We start from the raw sequence: 24,856 nt of genomic DNA, 5'->3' as shown, positions 1-24,856 counted from the left end.
ACGTCGATCGTCGGCATTCTCAGTTCATTCAGGCAGCAGGGACGGCGTCATGCGGACGCTGCCCGCCAGCGTTTCGTTAGGTTGCAGGGCGCGCAGGCCGCCAAGGCCCGGCAGGTTATGGCCGTTCGCCAGGTGCGACATCGGCTCGAAGCAGAAGTAATCGCGCTGGAACGCCGGATCGAAGGCGGTATCGGAAACGAAGACGAAGGCGTGGCGAAACAGCGGGTCGGCGGCAAGTGTCAGGCGCGCGCCGCGCTCCGGCCAGTCGATGCGGGCCTCGCCGGACCAGTCCTCGAAGCCGTTGTTGACCCATCGATGCGGCAAGCCGCGCGGCGCGCGAAAATCCACGTCCTCTGGAATATCGACGGCGTTGCCGGGCAACCAGCCTTCAACCTCGGTCCAGTATTTACGGGCGGGGGCAAGAAGTGTCGTTTCCGGCGTCATGGGGAAATAGGGATGCCAGCCGAGACCGAACGGCAAGGCTGCATCGCCCTGGTTTGTCACGGCAAGCGTGAGCACGAAGGACCCGTCCTCCACCGAGAAACGCTGCCTTGCAGAATAGCGATAGGGTGTGCCTTCACCTTCGATATGGTGGAATGAGAGCTCAACGGCGCTCTCGCTGCTTTCGGCGACGGACCAGTCCGCCTGCCAGCCCTCGCCGTGCAGGTAGTGCGGGTCCCACGCGGTGTTCGGCTCGAACCGGTAGTCCCTGCCGTCGAACTGGAACGTATTGTTGCGGACCCGGTTGCCGAAGGGGACGAGCGGGTAGCAGCCCGAGGCGAGCGCGTCGGCCTCGTCGCCCGGGGCCGGTCGCAGCAGGGGAAGGCGGACGTCCTCTGGCGTCCACCACAGGCTAAGCACGAGGCCGCCGGCAATGGAGATCCGGGCTGTCAGCCCGTCATTTCCGATGGCGATGACCGTCATGGCCTTCCCTCAGCCCTTGTTACGCGCCGCGCCGCGCTTGATCGCCTGGATATTGGCGAGCACAGCCACGACGATGATGAGGCCGCGCACGACCTGCTGGAAGAACGGATTGATGCCGAGCAATACCAGGCCGTTGCCGATAAGCGTGATGACAAGCACGCCGAGCAGCGTGCCCAGCATGGAGCCGCGCCCGCCGGACAGCGCCGTGCCGCCGACGACGACTGCCGCGATGACGTCGAACTCCAGGCCGCTGGCAGCCGTCGCATTGCCCGATCCAAGGCGGGAGAGCAGCAGGATGCCGGAGACGGCAGCCATGGCGCCGGCGATCGCAAACAGCATCACACGGATACGAGAGACGCTGATGCCGGACAGGAAGGCGGCCTGTGGGTTGCCGCCGATCGCATAGACCGAGCGGCCGAAAGCCGTCTTGCGGCTGACGAAGGCGAAGACGGCAAAAAGCAGCAGCATGATGATCGCCGCCGGCGGAATGCCGAGGACGGGGCGGTCGAGCATGTCGACGATATCGTTGCGGCCGATCGAGACCGGAAGTGCATCCGTGACGAAAAGGGCGGTACCGCGCAGCGCGCTCCACAGGCCGAGCGTGCCGACGAAGGACGGGACGTCGAAATAGGCGCGCAGGATGCCGGCAATTGAGCCAAGCGCCGCGCCGATCACGATGGCCAGCGCGAAGGCGAGCGGCGTCGGAATGCCCCATTGCAACAGGTAGGCGAGCGCGACGGAGATGAACGCCACCATGGGGCCGACGCTGACGTCGATCTCGCCGGAAATGATGATCAGCGTTGCCGCCCAGGCCGCAATGCCGATCGTGGCCGCGTCACGCAGGATGTTGATCTGGTTGTTGAAGCTCATGAAGCCGTTGGCCGTCGTGGTGAACACCACGTAGAGCACGGCGATGGCGACGAAGAGGCTGACTTCGTTCATATGCTGCGAAAAGCCGCGGCGGCGGCGCGCCGCGGTCGTTGCGCTCTGGATTGCCTGGTCGTTGGACATCATTGGTCTCCGTCAATGACCGGCGATGCAGGCTGCCATGACGGCGTCCTGATCGATATTGGGGGATGTGAATTCTTCCTGGAGCCTGCCCTCGCGCAGCACCAGAACGCGGTCGCAGACGAGCGGCAGTTCCTCGATCTCGCTGGAAACGAAGATGACGCTGCGGCCTTCGGCGGCAAGCTGCCGGATGATCGCGTAGATTTGCGCTTTCGCCTCCACGTCGACGCCGCGGGTCGGCTCGTCCAGGAGGAGAATACGGCTGTCGGCGTGCACCCAGCGCCCGATGACGACCTTCTGCTGATTGCCGCCGGAAAGCGATCCGATCGGCGTCTCGGTGCTGGCGGTCTTGACGTGCAGACGCGCGATCACCTTGCGGGTCGCCTCCGCAATCCGCCGCGCCGAAAGAACGCCTCTCCTGCTGACGGCCGAAAAATCGGTCACGACGGTGTTCTCGTCGACGCCGAGAAGCGGCACGATGCCCTCTTCCTTGCGGCTCTCGGGCGTATAGCCGAAGCCCCGCTTGAGCATGGCTCGATAACCCGGCCGGCCGACGGCCTTCCCGTCGACTGCGATGCGGCCGCGCTCGAATGGGCGCACGCCCATGATGGCCTGCAGAAGCTCCGTCCGCCCTGCCCCAAGCAATCCGGCGATGCCGAGCACTTCGCCTTCGCGCAGGCGGAAGGAGATCGAATTGAGCTTCGGGGCAAGCGCGAGGTCGGCGACGTCGAGAATGATCTTCTCGCGCGCTTTCGTTTCGAGCGCCGCGGACTGGGTGGCTTCGGAGCCGAGCATCAGCCGCACGATCTCGCGGGTGTCGGCGCCGGCCACATCGACAGTATCGATGATGCGGCCATCGCGCATGATCGTCGCCGAGCGCGCGATTTGCCGGATCTCGTTCATGCGATGGCTGATATAGATGACGGCGATGCCATCCGCCGCGATGCGCTGGACCGCCGTCATCACCTTTTCCGCCTCGGCGGCGGCGAGAGAACTGGTCGGCTCGTCGAGGATGACGAGTTTCGGCTTGCCGAGCAGGACACGCGCGATCTCCACCAACTGACGTTCGGCGGGACTGAGGCCCGCTACGGGATCGGAGGGGCGCATGTCCAGGCCGAGCCTTTGCATGGCGACACGCGCTTCGGCTTCCATGCCGGTATAGTCGAGGATGCCTGCCTGCCTTGGCCAGCGGCCGAGGAAGAGGTTTTCGGCGATGGACATGCCGGGAACCAGGCTGAGTTCCTGGTAGACGACGCGCACGCCGCGGGAAAAGGCTTCCTGCGCGCGGGCCGACCCGCCCTGCACGAGAGCCGCGCCGGCAATCGTCACCGTGCCGGAATCGGGAACCTCGGCGCCCGTGAGCAGCCGGATCAGCGTGGATTTGCCCGCGCCGTTCTTGCCGAGAAGCGCGCGCACCTCGCCGGGGGCGACACGGAACGTGGCATTGTCGAGCGCCAGCACGCCGGGATAGCGCTTGGTGCAGCCTTCGAGCGCGGCGATCGCGCCCATGGCCGGCTCGATGCCGGGCTTGCTTGCGGTTTGGGTCATGACGGGGCCTGCTTGGATTCTTGACATGCCGGAACCTGTGCGGTGGCGCCGGCCGATATCCTTGACGGACACCGGCCGGCTTCATCGCGGCGGCGGTATTCTACCGCCGGCTTGGGAGGTCAGGGAATACCGTCGGCGTGAGCCTCGAGCCAGGCCTTGCCGTCTTCCGCACTCTTGTAGAGATCAATGTCGTAGGGGACCTTGATATCCGCCGGCGCATTGCCGTCGATCGACTTGATCGCCTGGTCGAGCGCGAGCTTGCCAAGACCCTGGCCGGAAATGTCGACGACGGCCTTGATGACGCTGAAATCAGCCATTTCCTGCGCGATCTCGGTCGTCATGTCGCCACCGAAGACGACGGTCTTGCCGACACGGCCCTGGCTCTTGACGGCGCGTGCCGCGCCGAGGGTGGCGCCGCCCGCCTCGCCGAAGAAGGCATCGAGATCGGGATGCGAGGACAGCATGGTGCTGGCCACGGAAACCGCCTTGTCGAGCACCGCGCCTTCCTGGTTGTCGACGATCTTCGCACCCGGAACCTTGGCGAACAACGCCTCCTCGAAGCCCTTGCGGCGCGTCACGCAGACTTCGACGAATTCGCAGTTGAGCACGGCGATCGTCGGCGCATCCTTCTTTTCCGCAATGAAGTATTCCGCGGCCGCATCACCCAGCTTGTGGCCAAACTGGTAGGGGTCTCCGACCGCATAGGCGGAGACATATTCCTTCATGTCGTTTTCGCTGAGGCAGGTATTGTAGCACACGACGGGAATGCCCGCATCGTGAGCGCGGCGGATCGCGCGATACGAACCGTCCGCCGAGACCGGCGAGACGATGATGGCCTGAACGCCGGCCGAGATCAGCGAGTCGATGAAGGACGATTCCTTGCTGACGTCGCCCTGCGCATTGGTTTCGATGACTTCGAGCTTGCGGCCGGCATCCTTCGCGCCGTCTTGGATGCCCTTGCGCACGCCGGCATAGAAGCCCTGCGCGTCCATGTAGATGGCGCCGACCTTGAGATCCTTGTCCTGCGCGAATGAGGCGGATGCCGTGAACGCAGCAAGCGTCACGAGCGCAGCCTTGGCGATGAACTTCATGTGCTCCTCCCGTAAATTGATATGGGGCGTGAGGGAGTAAGCCACCAGCAGCCTCCTCACGATGAAGGGCACCCTAATCTACGTCATATGAATGTCAATATAAATACGATTTATTTTTTCCTGATCGATGATTTTGAAGCCTCCTGCTGGTAAGTTCCTCGATTATGCGATAAACACGGGGCAATAAATAGTATTTAAAGCGCATGATGGCTGGCGCTTGACCGGGCGGCAAAGTGGCGGAAATCTGCGCCCCGCGAATATGAGGAGGAACGGAGTGACGGCGACTCGAACGGCACGCGCATTGACGCAGGACGGAGACCCCATCGCCGAGCGCGGCAAGCGCAGCGTGCGCGAGGCGCTGCTGCGGCAGATCGTGCAAAACATCGTCACCGGCGACATGGTGGAAGGATCCACCCTGCCGAACGAGGCTGAGCTGACCGAAACGTTCGGCGTGAGCCGGACGAGCCTGCGCGAAGCAATGCAGTATATGTCGGCGCTCGGCATGGTGCGCTCGCGCACGCGGGCGGGCACCATCGTGCTTCCCCGGGAGAACTGGAACTATCTCGATCCGCTGGTGTTGGACGTGATGCTGACGGTCGGCGCCGACGAGAATTTCTACACATCCCTGATCGATGCCCGCCAGTTGCTGGAGCCGGCCGCGGCTGCGCAGGCGGCAGCCAATGCCAGCGCACGCCAGCTTTCCCAGATCGCGAAAGCCTTCGAGGACATGGTGGAAGCCAATTCGCGCGACAACGAGGAATGGAGCCGCGCCGACCTGGAGTTCCACACCGCGATCATCAACGCGAGCGGTAACTGGGTCTACCGGCAATTCGCCACCGCCATCAGGGCGGCGCTGCTCGCGAGCTTCCGCCTCACCAATCGGGCGAGCCAATCCCACGAACAGGCGATCCTCAAGCACCAGGACGTCCTGGAAGCCATCCGCATGCGCCGCCCCGATGCCGCGCGCTATGCGATGGAGCAATTGATCGGCGTTGCCAGAAGCGAAATCACGGACGCCCTTCGAAAAGCGCGCAAGCCGGATATGGAGACGTGACCGAGAACGCAGTCAGGCATTCAGTGCGTGGCTCAGGTCGCGCAGCCCAACCATCAGCATCATCGGATCGGACGGTGACGGCAGGAAGCCGACCGCCTCGTAGAAGGCGCGCGCATCCTGCGAAATCGCATGGACCAGCACACCGCGAATTCCGAGGATTTCTGCAGCATTGAGCAGGCGCAGGCTTGCATCCCGCACCAATGCCCTGCCGATGCCGCGCCCCTGATAGTCCCTGTCAATGGCGAGCCGGCCGAGGACGGTAATCGGAATCGGATCGGGCATGTTGCGCCGGAGACGGCCGGGCGCTGCCGGATGCTTCACCGCGCCGGAGGCAAGCGCATAATAGGCGACGACGCGCCCTGCCCCGCACACCACGAATGTGCGCGAGGCGCCACTCGCCTGGTTTGCGCGGGCGCGGCGGCGCAACCAATCGTCCAGTTCATGAACGCCGGAATTGAATGCCGCCAAATCATGGTCGTCGGCCAGCGGCGCTGGAGCGCTGAGGCTCACGCCTCGTCCCATGGCGCTTTTGTCGTCATCATGCGCTTCAATCGCTCGTTAGGCTGCGCGGGCGCATCGAGCCGGGCGAGATATTCGGCATAGACGTCGGGACTGACCGTGAAAATCGTCCTATCCAGCAATACCTCTTCGGCGCGGCGCTCTGAAGCTTCCAGCATGAAGTCCGTGCGCGTCTTGCCAAGCAGTTCGGCGGCGCGATCGATCAGGTTACGGGTTGCCGGCTTGATGCGAATATTCAACGGCACGCTGGCGTCGGGATTTTTCCGGGATTGCGATATCGGCATGGGTAAACTCCTATCGGCACACACCATAGCGTAACGACATCGTCCTTACAAGTGACGTAATGACGCTGTCTTTACGTCCGCCTTCGCTTCGCAATCGCCGCTCACTTGATAAATGCGCCCTTTCGATCTGTGGGTACAGCCGAATGCCCCTTGACCCGGCTTCTCGGCCGCCGATAAGCTTTGTTTTCGGAACAGGTTCCGTCAGCACGACGGATGAAAAGGGAACACGGTGAGGACTACCCATCAGGGGCCGAGACCGTGACTGCCCCCGCAACTGTAACCGCCGAGCTTGCCTCATGATGCCACTGCGCGAAAGCGCGGGAAGGCGGGGAGAGCGATGACGCGGAAGTCAGGAGACCTGCCTGTGCCGGTCACCCATGCCAGGATACGGGGAGTGTCCGGGCGCGGCCGTCCGTAGCGGTGACATTGTCGAAGATGTCGCTGCGTCGCCGGACGGTCCATGGAACCTCGTTCCCACAAGACCCCTCCCAGCCCGCGGTAGAAAAACCGTGCAGGCGCGCCCTGTCGTGGAGGAAATATGAAGAACTATCTGGCGGGGGCTTGCCTGCTCGCGATCGCGTTGTCCCAACCCGGCTTCGCGCAGGATCGCGCGGCGAGCAATGCACCGACCGAACTCGAGCCGGTCGTCATCGCAGACGGCCTGACATCCGTGGAATTGAAGAAATCCGGTCGTGCCGTCACCGTCATCACCGGCGAGGAGATGGAAAAGAACCAGATCCACTACGTGGCGGATGCCTTGAGGCTCGTGCCCGGCTTCGCCATCTCCCGCACCGGCTCAGCCGGCGGCCTCACCCAGGCGCGCGTGCGCGGCGCGGAAGGCAACCATGTCCTGGTGGTGATCGACGGCGTCGAGGTCAACGACAACGGCCAGGGCGAATTCGACTTCGGCAGCCTGATTGCCGAGGATATCGAGCGGATCGAGATCCTGCGTGGCCCGCAAAGCACGTTCTGGGGCGCCAACGCCATGTCCGGCGTCATCAACATCGTTACCAGGAAGGGCGAGCGCAATTCGGCCCGATCGACGGCCCGCACCGAGTTCGGTACGGACGGCACGGTCCTCGGCGCGCTCTCCACCCGCGGCGGCGGCGAGAACTACGATTATTCGCTCTCAGGCATCCTCCGCCGGTCCGAAGGCTTCAATATTTCCGAGATTGGCAAGGAGGACGACGGCGACCGCAACGGCACGCTGAATGGCAGGTTCACCGTGGATATTTCGCCCGACACGACCGTGGACGGCACGTTGCGCTACGTCAACCGCCGCAGCGACCTCGATCCGCAGGACTACGACACCGCGATGACCTACGACGCGGACGATTATTCGAAAAGCCGCGAGTTCTTCGGCTCGGTCGGCCTCACCAACACCGCGCTCGACGGCGCACTGACCCAGAAGGCACGCTTTTCCGGCAACGACATCTACCGTTTCAACCACTCCGGCGCATTCGGCGATAGCTGGAGCGACGGCAATCGCTACAACGCGACCTACCAGGCCTCCTATCGATACGACGACCTGGAAAATCAGGTCCACCAACTGACGGCCGGCTACGAATGGCAGCGCGAGACCTTCTCGCCTTCCCATCTGACCGAGACCTTCAGCCGCAACGCCCATTCGCTGATCGGCGAATATCGCGGGGAGTTCTTCGACCAGTTCTACCTGAATGCGGGTGCGCGGCAGGACTGGAATGACGCTTTCTCGAATGCCGCGACCTGGACGGTCAGCGCCGCCTGGCAGATCCCGAATGCCGAAACGCGGCTGCATGCCTCGGTCGGCACCGCCGTGACCAATCCCACCTTCTACGAACAGTTCGGCTATATTCCCGGCACGTTCCGGGGCAATGCGAACCTGAAACCGGAGGAAAGCCTCGGCTGGGATATCGGCGTGGAAAAGAGCTTTTTCGACGGCGGCCTCATCGTCGACGTCACCTACTTCAACCAGAACCTCGAAAACGAGATCGCCACAGTCTACAATCCCGACTTCACGTCGTCGCCGGTCAACCGAGACGGCGAAAGTCGTCGGCAGGGCGTCGAGATTTCCGCGACCGTGGACTTCTTCAACGGCCTCACCATGACGGGCGCCTACACCTATACCGATGCGACGGAGCAGAGCGTGGCGGGTGGGCCGCGCCTGCCGGAGGTCCGTCGGCCGCGTCACGCCGGCTCGCTCAACGCCGCCTATGTGTTTTACGAGGGCCGAGCCCGCGTCTTTGCCGAGGCTGTCCTCAACGGCAAGATGGAGGACGTGGTCTTCGCCACCTTCGTCCCGCCGCGCGTGACGCTCGGCGGCTACACGGTGGTCAATGTCGGCGGCAGCTTCAAGGTGAACGACACGGTCGAGGTCTTCGGCCGAATCGACAACCTGTTCGACCGCGACTACCAGGAAGTCTACGGCTTCAACACGCCGGGCCTGACCGCATTTGCCGGATTGAAGGCGACCTTCTGATGGAGGGACGGCGTTGGCATGCGATGATCCTTGCCGGCCTCTTCTGGCCGGCAGCGGCAAGCTGTGCCGACGCCGCTCCGCGGCGCGTGGTGTCGATGAATGTCTGTACGGACCAGATGGCCATGCTCATCGCAAGACCCGGCCAGCTCTATTCCGTCTCCTACCTGGCGCGCGATGCCGGCACATCCGCGATGGCGGGGCAGGCCGAGGCCTATGTCGTCAATCACGGCCTGGCCGAAGAAATCTTCCTGATGAAGCCCGACCTGGTGCTCGCCGGCACCTATACGACGCGCACGACCGTCGCGCTGCTGCGCCGGCTGGGCTTCCGCGTCGAGGAGTTCCCGCCGGAAGCCTCCTTCGACGAGGTCCGCGCCAACCTCGCCCGCATGGGCGAGCTGCTCGGCAATCCCGAGCGGGCGAAAACGCTGATCGCGGGAATGGATGCGGAGATCGCGGCGCTCGAAACCGCTAACGCGCCGCGGCTGCGCACCGCCCTTACTTTCGCCAACAGTTATACGTCCGGATCCGGCACGCTCGTTTCCGAAGTCGTGAAGCGCGCCGGCCTCGACAACATCGCCGAGACGCTGGGCATGGAGGGCACTGCCCGCCTGCCGCTGGAACTGCTCGTCCTAGCCGATCCGGAACTGATGGCCGGCGGGCGGTCGCAAGCGGAAGGCCCTGCCCTTGCCGAGCAGAATTTTGCCCATCCCGCCTATCGCGCGCTCGCAGCCGCCAATGCCGAAGCGCCGCTCGAAAACCGGCTGACAGTCTGCGGTGGGCCGTTCACCCTTGAAGCCGCCCGCGCCTTGCAGGACGCGGCCCGCCGGGCAAAGGGGCGCGCACCGTGACGATCAATACCCACTACCGCGCCACCCTCGCCGCCCTGGCGGCGACCACCCTCGCGCTCTTTCTTTTATCACTCACCACCGGCCCGGCGGACGTCGGCTTTTTCGACAGTCTTCATGCGCTCTTCGGCGGCGGGGAGGAACTGCTTGTCCTGGTGATGCAGGAGATCCGCCTGCCCCGCGCCCTGCTCGGCTTGCTGGTCGGCGCAACGCTCGGCCTTTCCGGCGCCGCGCTGCAAGGGTATCTGCGCAATCCATTGGCCGAACCGGGGCTGATCGGCGTCAGCGCGTCGGCCTCGCTCGGCGCGGTCATCGCCATCTATACCGGGCTTTCCGCGCTCTTCGTGCTCGCCCTGCCGCTCATGGCGCTGGCCGGCGCGATGCTGGCCGTCCTCGTTCTCAAGGCGATGGCGGGCGCGGACGGGCGGCCGCTCACCGTCATCCTCACGGGCATCGCGATTTCCAGCCTCGCGGGCGCGATGACCTCGCTGGTGCTGAACCTCTCGCCCAACCCCTTCGCGGCGATGGAGATCATGTTCTGGATGCTCGGCTCGCTCACCGACCGCTCGATGCCGCATGTCTGGCTGATGCTGCCCTTCACGGTCATCGGCTGGCTGCTGCTGTTCCGCCTCGGCCGGGCACTCGATGCGCTGAGCCTCGGCCCTGACGCGGCCGCGAGCATGGGCGTCGATCTCCGGCAGGTACAGCGTCTTGCGGTCGTCGGCACGGCGCTGTCAGTCGGGGCCGCCACGGCCGTTACCGGCGCCATCGGCTTTGTCGGCCTCGTCGTGCCCCATGTGCTGCGTCCGCTCGTCGGCGCGCAGCCCTCGCGGCTTCTGCCAGCCAGTGCGCTTGGCGGTGCGGCCCTGCTGCTCGCCGCCGACATTCTCGTGCGGGTCGTCGCGCCGGATCGCGACCTCAAGCTCGGCGTTTTGACCGCAATCGTCGGCGCGCCCTTCTTCTTCTGGCTCGTCTGGTCGCACAGGAGGACGGGATTGTGAGCGTTCTCACCATCGAAGACCTGTCGGCCACGCTCGCCGGCAAGCAAGTCGTGAAGAGCGTGTCGCTCACGGTCGGCAAGGGAAGCTTCACCGGCCTCATCGGCCCGAACGGTGCCGGCAAATCGACCTTTCTGCGCGCCTGCCTCGGCCTTGTCCCTGCCAGTGGCGTGGTCCGCTTCGACGGCGTCGATCTCTCCGCTCTCAAGGCATCCGAGCGCGCACGCCACGTCGCCTATCTGCCGCAGGAGCGGGAGACCGCCTGGGCGATGAGCGTCGAAGCCGTGGTGACGCTCGGCCGGCTGCCGCATCACGCACGCTTTTCCGCGCCCTCGGAGCGCGACCGGGCGGCGACGGAGGCCGCGCTGGTGCGCATGGACCTTTCCGCCTTCCGCCACCGTGCCGTCACCAGCCTTTCTGGCGGCGAGCGGGCGCGGGTCCTCATCGCCCGGGCGCTCGCGCAGGATACACCGGTGCTTCTGGCCGACGAGCCGCTGGCCGGCCTCGACCCACAGCACCAGATCGCGCTCATGCGGCTCTTCCGGGAGCTGGCGGCAGAGGGCCGGATTGTCATTGCCTCCATGCACGACCTGACGCTCGCCGCGCGCTGGTGCGACCGGCTGCTCCTGCTGCACGGCGGCCGCGCCCATGCTGAGGGCCGGCCGGAGGCCGTGCTGACCGCCGAAACACTTGAAGACGTCTACACGGTCGAGGCGTTCATCGGCACCGCCGCGGGCGGCCTGATCGTGCAGCCGGTCGACCTGCCACAGAAGAAGGATGAAAACGGCCATGGCTGATCTCCGGGATATCCTGCAAAGTCATCTTTCCGACGAGAAGGCGGGCTGGAGCATGGGCTCCTTCGGCGCCGTCGCGGAATTCCACCAGGACAAGGGCGAGTATCTGGAGGCCGACGCGCCGGCGCTCTTCGTGCGGGCGACACGCCGCGGCGCGATCCGCCTCAATGCCGCGACGGTCGAGAAGATCGAGCCCGTCGCCTACGAGACGCTGAGCCCCAAGCCGCAGCGCTGGAGCCATGCGCTTGCGCTCTGCCTGCCTCACCGCGATGCCGCCGGAAGCAGGCGCAGCGCCCTTACCGAACTCGGCCCAGATGGGGACGCCGTGCGCCCGGCCGACCGCAGGGCGATACTCTTCGACATGGGCCTTGCTCTCGCGCAATGCGACTTCTGCATCCGCACCGAGGACCCGGACCTCCTCGCCATCCTTCGGGAAAATACCGGGCGCAGCCTGTTCGATCCGGGCAATCCGGCCGGCGGCGCCATCCTGAAGGCCCACCCGCACCGCGTTGCGCTGACGCGCATCGGACGTATCGAGGTCTTCCAGAAGATCGGCGGGCCGGATACCGGCGGCGTCTCGCCGCCCGGTCCGCACACCCATCTCCTGCCCCAGTTCCTGAAGGCAGGGCGCACGCATTCGGCCAATACGCCGATCCCGGACCATCTGGTTCCGCTCGGCTACCTTCATCCGGCGAACCCCGTCATGGACGGCATGGGGGCCGACATGGAATTCGACATCGACGACCACGCGCGGTTCCAGAGCCTTTACGAACAGTTCGCCCGCCCCGACCTGCCGCTGCTGCGCAAGGCCGTGCTGGAGGCGCTGGGCAGGAAGGTCGAACCGCATGAATTCACGGTGCAGTCCGATCGCTTCGGCCGGGCGGCATTGCGCCTGACGCTTCGCCAGCAGCATCGCCTCGCCGAAAAGTTCGCCGGCGGCAGCTACAGCGATCTGGTGTCCCGCTGGCGGGAGGCCTTCGACAAAGTCTCCGATACCGCGACGGCCGACGACGACGCGCCCGGTCACTAGCCGAATGCCCGCGTTCACCGCCCGCTGGACACCTCCTTTCCTAGTCGCGGAATTTTCCGAGCCGCAGAACATGCTGAGCTGGTCGCTGACCCGACCCGGCTTCGTCGTTGCGCGGTCCGTCGTCTGGCTCGAGGTGCGGGACGGAGACCTGCCGGTGGACGTCGATCCCGCCGAACTCCTTCACCGGCGCATGAACGAAGCCGGCCATGGCGAGGCGGTGCACCTCATGACCTCGCGCAGCCTCGCCCAGCATGATCTGGCAAGCGCCACGGCCGGCGCCGTCACCTCCTCCTGCCTCGCCACCGTCGGCCTTTCCAATGCCGGCCGGGTCGGCGAACCCTTTGACGGGCGCGCGCCCGTCGGCACGATCAACCTTCTCGCCCATGTCGGAACATCCTTGTCCGAGGCGGCGTGCATCGAAGCGCTTTCGATCGCCGCCGAGGCCCGCACCGCAGCCGTCATGGACCTTGGGCTTCGTCGCGACGGCCATATCGTGACCGGCACCGGAACGGACTGCATCGTCGTCGCCTCGCCTCGCGGAAATCCCGCGATCCCCTTCGCTGGCCTCCATACCGATGCCGGCATCTCGCTCGGCCGCGCCGTCTACGACGCGGTCAGGGATGGAGGCCTGCGCTGGCTCGCGGAACGGGCGGCGGCTGGGGCAGAACGATGATCAGGCGTGACCGGGAAGATCATCCTCGGTCCCGCCACCCGGCACCACATAATCTGCGATGTTACTGAACTATCGCGGATTTGTGGAATTCCGGCCCTGCCATAGGTCTGCTGCTTCCCTTCTCGCCGCCTCAAAGGTCGCGGCGGGGCATGTCGGGATCGTCAGCAGCGCGGCCGCCGCCGTATCCACCACGATTGCCTCGGCGACCTCATCGCGCGCCGCACCGGTCCATACCGCCTGCCAATATTCGCGGCTCGTATAGGCCGCCGGCGGCGGCGCGGTTGCTATTGCCCTGCGTGCGACAATGCGCGTGTCCATCGGCTCGCCGTCGACCAGCCGGAAGAGCGTCGTCGCGCGGAACGGGGTGAACTCGGCGAAATCGCGGTTGTTGCCGAGGATCGAAAGGGCGCGCGCGCCGAGCAGCATCGCCGTGTCCCGAAGCATATCGCGCCGCGACGGCATGGCGACGCCGAGCAGGCTGGCCGCTGCGCCCAACGGATTGAGCAGGTGGACGACGGCATTGAGCGGCAGCCGCATTTCAAGAAGAGAATAGAGGCCGAAAAGGCGCTGTATCTGCGTCGAGGCGCCGCCGATGGGCAGATAGGCAATCGAGCCGGCGGCGAGCGCCGCCTTCGCCTCGCCGAGCGATGCGCAAACGGGAATGCCCGCCGTTTCCGCCGCCAGCTCGAGCTTGCCGGCATCCGGCCCCTGCCCATAGTGGCCGTGCAGGAGGACACGGTAACCGGCCATTGCGACCAGCCGTGCGGCATGGAGGAACCAGGGCGGGGTTTTCAGTTTCGGTGACAGGTAGGCCGGCCAGTCGAGGTCCGCGTGCCCGTCGGAGACGTCGTAAGCACCGATGTGGCGCCGCAGCGCCTCGATGAAACCCGCCATCTCCGCCGCCGTCACGCCGCGATACTGCATCGTCGCCAGAAGTGCGCCGACCTGCACAGGGTCGGCTTCGCCGTCCAGAATGATCGCCAGGGCGTCTTCGGCCTCCTCGCGCGCCAGAGGGCGGGACCGGCCGACGCCGCTGCCGGACGTCGCTATATACTTCGCAAGACGCCGTTGCGGATCCGCGTTGTGGCCGATGCGCGCGAGCTTGCGGGCGAAGTCGTCAGGCGTCGGCTGCCCCTGCAAGAGCACGCTCGGGCGGACCGCGAGCGGCGGCGCGGATATCAGCGGCGGGCGGATCCAGTCGTCATCGATCGTTGTACGCGCTGCCGGCGCCGCCGCCATCGGAGCGGTCACAAGTTGCTCCGTCTCGGCGGCAAGCGCCCGCAGACGCAGCCGCAGACCTTCGGCGAAGCGCGTCGGGACCAGCCCCTTGGCGGTTCGGGTAAACAGCGGGTCGCCGTAGAGCTCGCGCAACTGGGCGAGCATGCGGCTGACCGCCGGGCTCTGCAGCCCGAGGCCGGCCGCAGCCTTAGCGACGCTGCCCTCACGCAGCAGCGCATCGAAGACGACGAGAAGACGCAGTTGTCCCGGCCGGTCGAGTCTGCCCGCCGGATCGCTTACGCCCCCGCCCTCCTTCCTCACCGCTTCCCGATCCTTCACGCCACCAGCCCAAGCGAATTGCGTTATTTCGAATTTAGAATCGTTCGAAATCACCGCGGTTGACCACCCATCCCTGGACTACATAAGTGGACACGTTTCCTCAAGTTAAGCACGTGAGGAATAACACAGATGTGATTGCAGGGGGCATGCATGACGGGCTTTGCAGGCAGGAATACCGATCGCGGCCAGGGGCCGAGCACGCGGCGCTGGGGCGTTGCCCTTCTAGCCGGCACGGCGCTGGTCACGCCCGGCATCGCGCTCGCGCAGGAACAGGCCGATGCAACGGTTCTCGAGCAGGTGGTCGTGACCGCCGCCGGTTTCGAGCAGAGCGTCAAGGACGCGCCGGCGAGCATCACCGTCGTTACCCGCGAGGAGCTGGAGAAGGGTTCGTTCCGCGACCTCACCGATGCGTTGCGCGAAGTACAGGGCGTCTCGGTCACCGGCGTGGCCAACGAGCGGGACATCTATATCCGCGGCCTGCCCGGCACCTATACGCTCATCCTCGTCGACGGCAAGCGGCAGAGCACCCGCGATGCGCGCCCGAACGGCAGCTCCGGCTACGAACAGAGCTTCATTCCACCACTGTCGGCCATCGAGCGCATCGAAGTGGTGAAGGGCCCGATGTCCTCGCTCTACGGCTCGGACGCCATGGGCGGCGTCATCAACATCATCACCCGCAAGGTTGCCGACAAATGGTCGGGCTCGATTACCACGGAAGGCACGATCCAGCAGCATTCCAAGTTCGGCAACAGCGGCAAGGCCTCCTGGTATGTCAACGGCCCGCTGTTCGAAGAGACCCTCGGCCTCCAGCTCTGGGGCAGCGGCTATCGCCGCTCAGAAGACCGGATCGCCGGCGGCGCGTTCGGCGCCAAGGACTTCGACCTCACCGGCCGCCTGACCTGGACGCCCAACGAGGACCACGACATCAAGCTCGAGGCGGGCCGCCAGCGTCTGCGCCGCGGCGAGACCATCGGCAAGGCGCTGGAAACCGGGGACACCGAGGCGTTCCGCCTCAATAGCCGCGATCACTGGTCGCTGTCGCATACCGGCCGCTGGGGACCGACGACCTCCGACTTCTCCATCCAGCAGGAATGGGGCCAGCGCGACAGCTACAGCTACAATGCCGCCGCCGACCGCTACATCCTCAATCCGCGCCGGCCGGAAATCCGCAACACGGTCATCGACGGCAAGTTCACCACCCCGTTCGACCTCTTCGGCCAGCACACGCTGGTCACCGGCGGCCAGTATTTCGAGGCGCGCCTCAGCGACCAGAACCCCGGCCGCCGCACCGGCCTGACCGAGACCTTCTCGGCAACGCAATGGGCGCTCTTCGCCGAAGACGAATGGCGCATGGTGGACGACTTCGCGCTGACCACCGGCCTGCGCATCGACCATCATGAACGGTACGGCCACCATCTCAGCCCACGCATCTACGGTGTCTGGAACGCGACGAGCGACCTGACGATCAAGGGCGGTATCTCGACCGGCTTCCGCGCACCGGATATTCGCCAGATCGCGCCCGGCTATGCCATGACCACAGGCGGCGGCGGCTGCTCGTACGGTCCTGCCGGCACGTGCGGCGTCATCATCGGCGACCCCGATCTCAAAGCCGAAAGCAGCACCAGCTACGAATTCGGCGCGATCTGGGACAATGGCGACGTCGTCCTCAGTGGCACCTATTTCTACACGGACTTCAAGGACAAGATCGCCAACGCGCTGGTGCTTAACCCCGACGGCTCGATCGCCCGCTGGGACGAGGATTCGAACTATCGCCTCTGGTACAACTACAATGTCGACGATGCGGTGATGCAGGGCGTCGAGCTGGCCGCCACATGGCACGCCATGCCGGACCTTTCGCTGCGCGCCAGCTACACCTATACCAAGTCCGAGCAGAAGACGGGCAGCTTCGCCGGCTTCCCGCTCGCCCGCACACCGGAGCATACGGGCAACATCCGCGCGGACTGGACGACCAGCGTCGACGGCCTGACCACCTGGGCCAGCGCCAATTACCACGGCTCGGAAATCGCCGCCGGCGCCCGTATCGGCACCAACGGCACGCCGGTGTCGATCAACGGCCAGCCGGGGCGCAAATACGATCCCTACGCCACGCTCGACCTCGGCCTCCAGTATCTCGTCAACGACAACGTGACGCTGAACGCGGCCGTCTACAACGTGTTCGACAAGAAGGTCGAGCCGACCGACTTCAACACGCTGATGGAAGGACGCCGCTTCTGGATCAGCATGAAATCGGAATTCTGATCGATGCGCGGGGAGACGATCCCCGCGTCCCCTGGAGATTGCTGGAGTTGAAAGCATGAAGTTCCTCAAGCCCGCGTCGCTTTTCGCTGCGCTCACGCTCACCGCCACGTCCCTCCTCGGTGGCGCCGCCTTTGCTGCCGACATCGTCATCAAGCACAAGCAGGGCGAAACGACGCTTGCCGCCAAGCCCGAGAAGGTGCTGGTCTTCGATCTCGCCTCGCTCGATACGCTCTCCGCCCTCGGCGTCGAGGTCGCGGGCGTGCCCGGCGGCGGCAAGCCGGATTATCTGAAGGGCTACAACGACGAGAAATACCTGAAGATCGGCACGCTGTTCGAGCCGGACTACGAAGCGGTCAACGCCGCCGAGCCCGACCTCATCATCGTCGCCGGCCGCTCGGCCTCCAAATATCCCGATCTCGCCAAGATCGCGCCGACCATCGACCTCTCCGTCGATGCGAAGAACTATCTTGCCGAGGCAAAAGGCAACGTTGCGACGCTCGCCGGCCTCTTCGACAAGAAGGCGGAGGGCGAGGCGCTTCTCGCCAAGCTCGACAGCTCGGTCGCCGACCTCAACACGCTCGCGGCCGGCAAGGGCAAGGGCCTGCTGGTGCTGACGACCGGCGGCAAGATGAGCGCTTTCGGCCCCGGTTCGCGCTTCGGCATGCTGCACAGTGCCTACGGCATCACGCCCGCAGCTCAAACCGAGCATGTCGGCAACCATGGCCAGGCAATCTCCTTCGAATACATCCTGGAGACCAATCCGGACTGGCTCTTCGTGATCGACCGCGACGCCGCGATCGGCCGCGAAGGCACGGCAGCCGCCCAGTTCCTCGACAACGAGGTGGTGCGCCAGACCAAGGCCTGGCAGGCAGGCCACGTCGTCTATCTCGATGCGGCCGCCTGGTATCTCGTCGGCGGCGGCATCTCCTCGATGCAGCGCACGGTCGACCAACTCACCACCGAGCTTTCCAAGGATTGATCCCAAGGCGGGGCCGCCCTGCGGCCCCGCATGCTATTTCCCGGTAAGTGCCCGTCTTGAAATACATCGCCGCCCTATCAGCCCTCGTCCTGCTTTCGGTTGCAAGCGTTTTCATCGGCGTGAGCGACCTTTCGCTGTCCGGCCTTTTCTCCGGCGAAAACGCCACGGCGCGGCTCGTCCTCGTCGAAGTGCGTATTCCGCGCACACTGGCGCTCGTCTTTGCCGGCGCGGGCATGGCGGTCTGCGGCACGATCATGCAGATGCTGGCGCGCAACCGGTTCGTCGAGCCGTCGACGGCCGGCACGGTCGAATCCGCTGGCCTCGGCATCCTCGCCGTGCTGCTCTTGGCACCAGAGCTGCCCGTCTACATGAAAATGCTCGTCGCGACGGCCTTTGCCCTCGCCGGCACCAGCCTTTTCCTTCTCATCCTAACGCGCATTCCGCTGCGCTCGCCGCTGATGGTGCCGCTGGTCGGCATCATGCTCGGCGGCATCATCAATGCCGTCACCACCTTCTTTGCCTATCGCTACGACATGCTGCAATCGCTGGGCGCCTGGACGACCGGCGACTTTTCCGCCGTGCTGCGCGGTCGCTACGAACTGCTCTGGCTCTCGCTCGGCCTGACGGCGCTCGCCTATGCCGCCGCCGACCGCTTCACCGTCATCGGCATGGGCGAGGCCTTCGCCACCAATCTCGGCGTCAACTACGGCCGCGTCGTCGCCTTCGGTCTCGTCATCGTCTCCATGGTGACGGCCGCCGTCGTGGTGACGGTCGGCATGGTGCCGTTTCTCGGCCTCATCGTGCCGAACCTCGTCGCCATGGTCATGGGCGACCGTTTGCGCCGCTCGCTGCCCTGGATCGCCATCAGCGGGGCCGGACTGGTGCTTGCCTGCGACATGATCGGCCGGCTCGTCATCGCCCCGTTCGAAGTGCCCGTCGGTACCGTTCTCGGCATGCTCGGCAGCGCCTTCTTCCTCTATCTCTTGCTGCGGAGACGTTCGCGTGCAGCCTAGAGCCGTCCTTCTCGCCCGCTCCCGCCGCAGGCTGATCGTGCTTGCCGTCGTGGCGCTCGCCGTCTGTCTTCTCTTCATGACGCTCGGCGCAAAGGGAAGCTGGTCCTTCGTCCTGCCCTTCCGCGGCTCCAAGCTCGCCGGCATGCTGCTCGTCGCCTATGCGATCGCGGTCTCGACCGTGCTGTTCCAGACGATCACCAATAACCGCATCCTAACCCCCTCGATCATGGGCTTCGATGCGCTCTATGCGCTGATCCAGACGGTCATGGTCTTCTTCCTCGGCGCGCAGGCGACGAGCGCGATCGATCCACGGCTGCTCTTCTTCGTCGAGTGCGGCGCCATGGTGCTGTTTTCCTGCCTGCTCTATCGCTGGCTGTTTTCCGGCGCCGTGCGCAGCCTGCATGTTCTGATGCTGGTCGGCATCATCTTCGGCATCCTGTTCCGCAGCGTCTCGGGCTTCCTCCAGCGGGTGATCGACCCCAACGACTTCATCGTGCTGCAGGACCGGCTCTTCGCCAGCTTCAACAGCTTCGACACGCGCCTTCTGGTGCTCGCCGCCTTGATGATCGCCGCGGCGAGCCTTGCGGCGTGGCGCCTGTTCCACGCCTTCGACATTCTGGCGCTCGGCCGCGAAAACGCCATCACGCTCGGCGTCGAGCATCGCCGTGTGACGACGCAGATCCTCATCCTCATCGCCGTGCTCGTCTCGGTCTCGACGGCACTCGTCGGCCCCGTCACCTTCTTCGGCCTGCTGGTGGCAAGCCTTGCCTATCAGGTCATGCCGCTCGGCCTGCATCGCTTCACTCTGCCGGCGGCGGTGCTTGCCGCCGCCATCAGCCTCGTCGGCGGGCAGCTGGTGCTGGAACGCCTCTTCGCCTTCGACACCGCCGTCGGCATCGTTATCGAGTTCGCCGGCGGCCTCGTCTTCCTCATCCTGCTCGTAAGGGGAAAAACCCGATGATCCGCGTCGAGAATGCCGTCAAGCGCTATGACGAAACCGTCGTTGTCGATGGCGTGAGCCTGGACCTTGCCACGGGCGGCGTCACGGCGATCATCGGCCCCAACGGCGCGGGCAAGTCGACGCTGCTGTCGATGATCAGCCGCCTGATCGGCCTCGATGCCGGCACGGTGAGCGTCGATGGTCTCGACGTCACGAAGACGCAAGGCGACGTGCTTGCCCGGCGCCTCTCGATCCTGCGCCAGGACAACCAGATGACGGCGCGCCTGACGGTCGGCGATCTCGTCGCCTTCGGCCGCTATCCCCATTCGCGCGGCCGCCTCAACCGCGACGACGCGCGGCATATCGAGACCGCGCTCGACTACATGGAACTCGGCACATTGCGCGACCGTTTCCTCGACGAACTCTCCGGCGGCCAGCGCCAGCGCGCCTTCGTTGCCATGGTGCTCTGCCAGGACACCGACTACGTGCTCTTCGACGAGCCCCTCAACAATCTCGATATCCGCCATGCCGTCTCGATGATGCGCATGATCCGCCGCGCCGCCGACGAGCTTGGCAAGACCGTCGTCGTCGTGCTGCACGACATCAACTTCGCCTCCTGCCACGCCGACCGCATCGTCGCCATGCGCGGCGGCCGCATCTTCCGCCAGGGCACGCCGGAGGAGATCATTTGTCCCGACGTGCTGGAAGACCTCTACGGCACGAGGTTCGAGGTGACGGTCACAGCCGGGAAAAGGCTGGCCAACTATTATGTCTAGCCGTGGTCACGATCGGCCCGGGCGGCCCGACCCGGTCCAGCCAGCGGTCGTCGACATAGACATGGCAGGTGGCAAGCACAGGCACCTTCGCACTCGCGCTTTGCGCGCGCGATAAGGGGAAGGCAAGAAGGGCGCGGGGGCGCTCAATCTTGCCCAACCAGGCCGTCAAACACTTCCAGCATGGCATCGACGATGGCCTGGCCGAGCGCATTGGCCGCCCCGGCAATCGCCTCGTCGCCTTCGCCGCGCGCGGCAAGAGCAAGATCGCCGCCCTGTTCGGCAACGATGGCCGCGGCGCGCTCGATCGCCCATTGGGCAAAATCGCTGCGGTTCGCGATGGTCGTCGTGTCGGCCTGTTCCATGGGTTTCCTCTCGGGTCTTGTCGGCCTCGTTTATACTCCATTGCCTTGTCGGTACATGCGGGCCCGCAGCGATTTCGGTTCTAAGCGTCGTGTATGGTGCCATCCCATTGAATGCCGCTATTTTTGACGCTATATTGCGTCATAATTATCGTTATGCGGAAAGGAGACAGCGGCATGGGCCTCGCTCAATATGCAGATAACGGGCTCTTTTCGCCGCGCAAGATCGCGGATGCCCTGCGCACGACGAGCGAGGAGATCGCCCGGACCGCCGGCCTTGGAAAGGATGCGATCCAGCGCAAGGACCGCATCCGGTCCGACAAGACGCAGCGCCGCCTGCGTGAGATGACCGAGATCGTCAACAAGGTCGAGCCGCGTTTCGGATCAGCGCTGATGGCCTATGCCTGGTATCGCTCCGAGCCCCTGCCGGGCTTTTCCGGCCTGACGGCCATGCAGCTTGTAAGGGAGGGGCGCGCCGATGACGTGCTCGACTATATCGACGCGGTCGATGCCGGCGTTCACGCCTGATCCGGTCGATGCGTTTCAGCGGAGCCCTGTACCGGGCATTGAACCCCATCTATGCGCGCGAGCCCCTGTCCGGGCGCGGCGCGCAGCTCTATGGCGGACGCTTCAATGCGAAGGGCACGCCGGCACTCTATATGTCCCTGTCGGTCATGACGGCCTTGCGCGAGGCCAACCAGGTCGGGAGCTTGCAGCCGACGACCCTGGTCTCCTACGATGCCGATATCGAGCGCGTCTTCGACGGCCGGGATGAGACGGCGTTGCGTGCGGAAGGAATGGACCTGTCATCGCTCGCCGATCCGACCTGGCGCGACCAGATGAAAGCGACCGGCGAAGCCAGGACCCAGGCCTTCGCCCGGCGCCTTGCGGCCATGGGCTATCACGGTCTGCTCGTCAGGAGCTTCGCGCCGGGTGCCGGTGCTGATGACGTCAATCTCGTCGCGTGGACGTGGAGCGCGACGGCGCCGAGCCGCCTGACCTTGATCGACGACGAGAACCGGCTGTCGCGGTAGCAAGGGGCTTGCCCACGCGACCACGTTCTATCGAATGGCCTCGACTGGCGTTCCTGTCTCGCCGCGAGCGCAGGCTCCGCCAGAAGGCATGAGCCGGATGCAAAGCAATTTTGGCCGAACGGCTCGCCTGTTATTCATAATATGCTAATTTAAAGGACGCTTCCGCCATCTGACGGGAAGACAGGGACGGCACGCTCGGGGGGAAATGGTTATGCAGCGGTTCATTTCGTGTGCTTTCGCAATGCTCATCCTTGCCGGCTCGGCCAGCGCGGCAATGGCCGAGGAACGTTTCGCACTTCTGATCGGCAACAGCCGCTATGAGGTGGCGGCCCCACTGCGCAATCCGGAAAACGATATCGAGATGGTGGCGGCAGCGTTGGAAAAGAGCGGCTTTTCCACCCGCAAGGCGACCAATGTGCGCCACGAGGCCGTCCTTGCCGTGGTCGATGAATTCGTCAAGGACGTCGAGGCGGCCGACAACCCAGTCGTCGTGGTCTATTTCGCGGGCCATGGCGTACAACTCGACGGCGAGAATTATCTGCTCGCGGTCGATGTGAAGGTTGGCTCCAGCGAAGAGATCAAGGCCCATTCGTTGGCGCTCGGTCAACTCTCAACCCGGCTTGATGCGCTCGATAGCCGCTTGCAGATCATCGTGCTCGACAGCTGTCGAGACAATCCCTTCGAGGACCAGACGCGCGGGCTGCAGCGCGGCCTTGCCGAAGCACCCGAGAAGCTCGGCAAGCTGATCGCCTTCTCGACGTCGCCCGGCAATGTCGCGAGCGACGGTGATACCGGCGCCAGCCCCTATGCTTCCGCGCTCGCCGAATCCATCCAGATCCCGGGTCTGGCGCTAGAGGGCATCTTCAAGCGGGTGCGCGCCACGGTGAAGGAGCGCACCGGCGGAAAGCAGGAGCCGTGGGAAAACAGCGCCGTCTACGGCGACTTCCGCTTCGTCGAAAAAGAGGCTGACGGGACACAGGACAGCGAGATCGCGATCTTTGAGTTCGCGGCACTGGCCGATAGCCAGGAAGCCTACCAGAAATACCTCGCCCGCTTCCCCACGGGCATGTTTGCGAGCCTTGCCAAACAGAAGATCGAATTCATGGACAGGGACTTCAGCTTCCGCCGGCAGAACGAGACATTCCAGTACGTGACGTTCGAAAACGACTACGACGATCGATGCGGCGCCTTCCGGTTCAATAACTCGGACGAGCGGCTGCACAACACGGTTGCCGATGGCGAATTGGTGTTGATGAAATTCCTCTTCTGGATGCCGTCTTCGGGCTGTGCCATGACCTCATACTTCCGCCATGTAACACAGGCCGGAAAGACGGCCGACCGGCCGGAAGCCGCCAATCTCGCCAACAGCGATGTCTTCGCAAGAAGCGGCATCGATCTGACGCTGGAACAGGCCCGGCGCGTCTACAGCTATTTCGATGGCGGACTGGGGCGCGATATGAGCGGCATCATGTTCCGCGTCGATCATCGCGACAACAACGACTATATGGGCGTATCCCTCATGGAGCCCACCGCTGCGGCCCGTGAAAACCTCATCGAGATCGGATGCGAGGACGACTGCGTCTATTTCCAGGCGCTCATGCGCTTCAAGAATAGAAGCGTCGAGGAAGGACAGGAATACGAATTCGAGTTCGTCAGCGCGGCCGATTTGGGCCTGACCTGGAAATATCAGAACACGTTACGCAAAGTGGCGGAGATCGACGCCGAGAAACAGAAGAAAGAGATCGAGGTTTTCAATCGCCGCAACGCGGTCGATGGCGCCGCGCCATTGTATGATCCGGTGGTGACGGAAGCCTACCGGAAAGCGCGCACCATTTCGGGATGGGATATCGTCGCCGTCGTGGAGAACAACACTTTCAAGAATTGCCGCGCGTTCCGGCCTCATCGCGGCGCGGTGATGGCCTTCTTCCGCCGCTACCCGGCAGGCGAGACAAGCTTCGGCTTCTTCGATCCTTCGATGAAGTTCCCCTATGCCTTCGAAAAGCTCGGTGAAGTGCGGATCGACGACAAGTACACCCTGTCGCTGCGAGGCAGAGCCTATTCCGAACAGGAGATCGCCTACGGCCTCGGCAGCCGCACCGATCTCGTCGAGGCCCTGAAAGCCGGAAGTGCCATCATCGTCGATGGCGAGGGGGCCAGCCTCGCAGGCTCCAAGGCAATGCTCGGCGAACTCGAAAAATGCGTGGCGGCTTTCGCGATTGACCAGCAGAGCGCCGAGGATGCAGGCAAGCAGTGAGGCGGGGCTTTCGGGCGGCAGATATTGCCCATCCGCCGCCCCCAACCTCAGCGACCTATTCGTCCCAGGCCTGCACGACCGTCTGCCGGGCTATTCGCCCGTCGGAAAGATCCAGGATGGCGGCGCAGAATACGCGCGTTCCATCCGGATAGGCGCACGCCTGCGTGAAGGCAAGGCGGTCGCCCTCAGCAATGGCTGCATCGACCTTGTGGGTCATCGCCCGGCTGCAGATGTCGTCCCAGAAGGTGGCGATCGCCTGCCTTCCGTGAATTTCGCGCGGCTTGCTCGGCGGGTTGTTCCTGTCGATGACGCGCACGACCGCGTCATCCGTATAGAAGCTCGCCAGCATCTTGCCGTCGCGCCCTTCGATGGCCGTCTTGAGTGCCGCGCCATCCACGGCCTTTGCCTGAAGCATGTCGTCCTCCTGTGGCCGCATGATGCGGCGGTCAAATCGAAGGC

At 64.8% G+C, this 24,856-nt stretch carries 24 protein-coding genes and 1 riboswitch; of the genes, 15 read left to right on the top strand and 9 right to left on the bottom strand.

What is annotated here, in order from left to right:
- Positions 1–24 precede the first annotated feature (24 nt).
- The 4 genes from Q9316_RS23185 to Q9316_RS23170 all read right to left on the bottom strand — a co-directional run bounded on the left by Q9316_RS23185 (position 25) and on the right by Q9316_RS23170 (position 4,571).
- A complete protein-coding gene (locus Q9316_RS23185; RefSeq protein ID WP_306036176.1) occupies positions 25–924 on the bottom strand; it encodes an aldose 1-epimerase in 900 nt (299 codons plus the stop codon).
- 9 nt (positions 925–933) lie between these two features.
- Positions 934–1,935, bottom strand: a complete 1,002-nt coding sequence (locus Q9316_RS23180) for an ABC transporter permease (protein WP_306036175.1) — start codon at positions 1,933–1,935, stop codon at positions 934–936.
- Between the two features lie 12 nt (positions 1,936–1,947).
- Entirely contained in the window at positions 1,948–3,480 is a 1,533-nt protein-coding gene (locus tag Q9316_RS23175; protein WP_371878077.1) for a sugar ABC transporter ATP-binding protein, read from the bottom strand.
- A 119-nt stretch (positions 3,481–3,599) separates the two neighbouring features.
- Positions 3,600–4,571, bottom strand: coding sequence for a substrate-binding domain-containing protein (locus Q9316_RS23170; protein WP_306036174.1), 972 nt, complete (start codon positions 4,569–4,571; stop codon positions 3,600–3,602).
- A 274-nt stretch (positions 4,572–4,845) separates the two neighbouring features.
- Between Q9316_RS23170 and Q9316_RS23165 the strand changes: the two genes are divergently transcribed.
- Complete coding sequence (locus Q9316_RS23165) at positions 4,846–5,625, top strand: FadR/GntR family transcriptional regulator (RefSeq protein ID WP_306036173.1); 780 nt, start codon at positions 4,846–4,848, stop codon at positions 5,623–5,625.
- A 12-nt stretch (positions 5,626–5,637) separates the two neighbouring features.
- On the opposite strand, the gene Q9316_RS23160 is transcribed toward Q9316_RS23165, so the two are convergent.
- On the bottom strand, positions 5,638–6,135 hold the full coding sequence (locus Q9316_RS23160; protein WP_306036172.1) for a GNAT family N-acetyltransferase: 498 nt from the start codon (positions 6,133–6,135) through the stop codon (positions 5,638–5,640).
- A complete protein-coding gene (locus Q9316_RS23155; RefSeq protein WP_306036171.1) occupies positions 6,132–6,428 on the bottom strand; it encodes a type II toxin-antitoxin system TacA family antitoxin in 297 nt (98 codons plus the stop codon). Before Q9316_RS23155 ends, Q9316_RS23160 begins: the two co-directional genes overlap by 4 nt.
- Positions 6,429–6,604: 176 nt before the next feature.
- Positions 6,605–6,808, top strand: a riboswitch (cobalamin riboswitch).
- A 158-nt stretch (positions 6,809–6,966) separates the two neighbouring features.
- Here Q9316_RS23155 and Q9316_RS23150 point away from each other — a divergent pair.
- The 6 genes from Q9316_RS23150 to Q9316_RS23125 are packed head-to-tail and all read left to right on the top strand — an operon-like array spanning position 6,967 to position 13,226.
- On the top strand, positions 6,967–8,886 hold the full coding sequence (locus Q9316_RS23150; protein ID WP_306036169.1) for a TonB-dependent receptor plug domain-containing protein: 1,920 nt from the start codon (positions 6,967–6,969) through the stop codon (positions 8,884–8,886).
- On the top strand, positions 8,886–9,734 hold the full coding sequence (locus Q9316_RS23145; RefSeq protein WP_306036168.1) for an ABC transporter substrate-binding protein: 849 nt from the start codon (positions 8,886–8,888) through the stop codon (positions 9,732–9,734). Before Q9316_RS23150 ends, Q9316_RS23145 begins: the two co-directional genes overlap by 1 nt.
- The gene (locus Q9316_RS23140) at positions 9,731–10,732 is read left to right on the top strand and encodes a FecCD family ABC transporter permease (protein WP_306036167.1); all 1,002 of its coding nucleotides are present in this window, start codon (positions 9,731–9,733) and stop codon (positions 10,730–10,732) included. The genes Q9316_RS23145 and Q9316_RS23140 overlap by 4 nt, the downstream gene beginning before the upstream one ends.
- On the top strand, positions 10,729–11,526 hold the full coding sequence (locus Q9316_RS23135; RefSeq protein WP_306036166.1) for an ABC transporter ATP-binding protein: 798 nt from the start codon (positions 10,729–10,731) through the stop codon (positions 11,524–11,526). Before Q9316_RS23140 ends, Q9316_RS23135 begins: the two co-directional genes overlap by 4 nt.
- Positions 11,519–12,553 carry a DUF6925 family protein gene (locus Q9316_RS23130; RefSeq protein ID WP_306036165.1) on the top strand — a complete coding sequence of 345 codons (1,035 nt, stop codon included), beginning with the start codon at positions 11,519–11,521 and terminating at the stop codon, positions 12,551–12,553. Before Q9316_RS23135 ends, Q9316_RS23130 begins: the two co-directional genes overlap by 8 nt.
- A 4-nt stretch (positions 12,554–12,557) precedes the next feature.
- Positions 12,558–13,226 (top strand): adenosylcobinamide amidohydrolase, encoded by a 669-nt coding sequence (locus Q9316_RS23125; protein WP_306036164.1) that lies wholly within the window; start codon positions 12,558–12,560, stop codon positions 13,224–13,226.
- Positions 13,227–13,295: 69 nt separating this feature from the next.
- On the opposite strand, the gene Q9316_RS23120 is transcribed toward Q9316_RS23125, so the two are convergent.
- Positions 13,296–14,765 carry a glycosyl transferase family protein gene (locus Q9316_RS23120; protein WP_371878095.1) on the bottom strand — a complete coding sequence of 490 codons (1,470 nt, stop codon included), beginning with the start codon at positions 14,763–14,765 and terminating at the stop codon, positions 13,296–13,298.
- A 168-nt stretch (positions 14,766–14,933) separates the two neighbouring features.
- On the opposite strand from Q9316_RS23120, the gene Q9316_RS23115 reads away from it, so the two are divergent.
- From Q9316_RS23115 to Q9316_RS23095, 5 genes are read left to right on the top strand one after another with little or no spacing between them, the layout of a single operon-like run.
- Positions 14,934–17,042, top strand: coding sequence for a TonB-dependent receptor domain-containing protein (locus tag Q9316_RS23115; RefSeq protein ID WP_306036162.1), 2,109 nt, complete (start codon positions 14,934–14,936; stop codon positions 17,040–17,042).
- A 55-nt stretch (positions 17,043–17,097) separates the two neighbouring features.
- Positions 17,098–18,021: a siderophore ABC transporter substrate-binding protein gene (locus Q9316_RS23110; protein ID WP_306036161.1), complete on the top strand. Its 924-nt coding sequence runs from the start codon at positions 17,098–17,100 to the stop codon at positions 18,019–18,021.
- Positions 18,022–18,068: 47 nt separating this feature from the next.
- Positions 18,069–19,034, top strand: coding sequence for an ABC transporter permease (locus tag Q9316_RS23105; protein ID WP_371878076.1), 966 nt, complete (start codon positions 18,069–18,071; stop codon positions 19,032–19,034).
- Positions 19,024–19,995, top strand: coding sequence for an iron chelate uptake ABC transporter family permease subunit (locus Q9316_RS23100; protein ID WP_371878075.1), 972 nt, complete (start codon positions 19,024–19,026; stop codon positions 19,993–19,995). Before Q9316_RS23105 ends, Q9316_RS23100 begins: the two co-directional genes overlap by 11 nt.
- Positions 19,992–20,750 (top strand): iron ABC transporter ATP-binding protein, encoded by a 759-nt coding sequence (locus tag Q9316_RS23095; protein ID WP_306036159.1) that lies wholly within the window; start codon positions 19,992–19,994, stop codon positions 20,748–20,750. The genes Q9316_RS23100 and Q9316_RS23095 overlap by 4 nt, the downstream gene beginning before the upstream one ends.
- Before the next feature lie 143 nt (positions 20,751–20,893).
- On the opposite strand, the gene Q9316_RS23085 is transcribed toward Q9316_RS23095, so the two are convergent.
- The gene (locus tag Q9316_RS23085; RefSeq protein ID WP_306036158.1) at positions 20,894–21,112 is read right to left on the bottom strand and encodes a hypothetical protein; all 219 of its coding nucleotides are present in this window, start codon (positions 21,110–21,112) and stop codon (positions 20,894–20,896) included.
- 174 nt (positions 21,113–21,286) lie between these two features.
- On the opposite strand from Q9316_RS23085, the gene Q9316_RS23080 reads away from it, so the two are divergent.
- The 3 genes from Q9316_RS23080 (at position 21,287) to Q9316_RS23070 (ending at position 24,397) form a co-directional block, all read left to right on the top strand.
- A complete protein-coding gene (locus tag Q9316_RS23080) occupies positions 21,287–21,637 on the top strand; it encodes an MbcA/ParS/Xre antitoxin family protein (protein ID WP_306036157.1) in 351 nt (116 codons plus the stop codon).
- A gap of 8 nt (positions 21,638–21,645) precedes the next feature.
- Complete coding sequence (locus tag Q9316_RS23075) at positions 21,646–22,143, top strand: RES family NAD+ phosphorylase (RefSeq protein ID WP_306036156.1); 498 nt, start codon at positions 21,646–21,648, stop codon at positions 22,141–22,143.
- A 211-nt stretch (positions 22,144–22,354) separates the two neighbouring features.
- Positions 22,355–24,397 (top strand): caspase family protein, encoded by a 2,043-nt coding sequence (locus Q9316_RS23070; protein WP_306036155.1) that lies wholly within the window; start codon positions 22,355–22,357, stop codon positions 24,395–24,397.
- 55 nt (positions 24,398–24,452) lie between these two features.
- Here the strand turns inward: Q9316_RS23070 and Q9316_RS23065 are convergent, their stop codons facing one another.
- Positions 24,453–24,812, bottom strand: coding sequence for a nuclear transport factor 2 family protein (locus tag Q9316_RS23065; RefSeq protein WP_306036154.1), 360 nt, complete (start codon positions 24,810–24,812; stop codon positions 24,453–24,455).
- Between the last annotated feature and the right edge of the window lie 44 nt (positions 24,813–24,856).

The organism is Shinella zoogloeoides (assembly GCF_030733845.1).
GTDB lineage: Bacteria > Pseudomonadota > Alphaproteobacteria > Rhizobiales > Rhizobiaceae > Shinella > Shinella zoogloeoides_C.
This window is presented reverse-complemented; position numbering and strand designations above follow the sequence as displayed.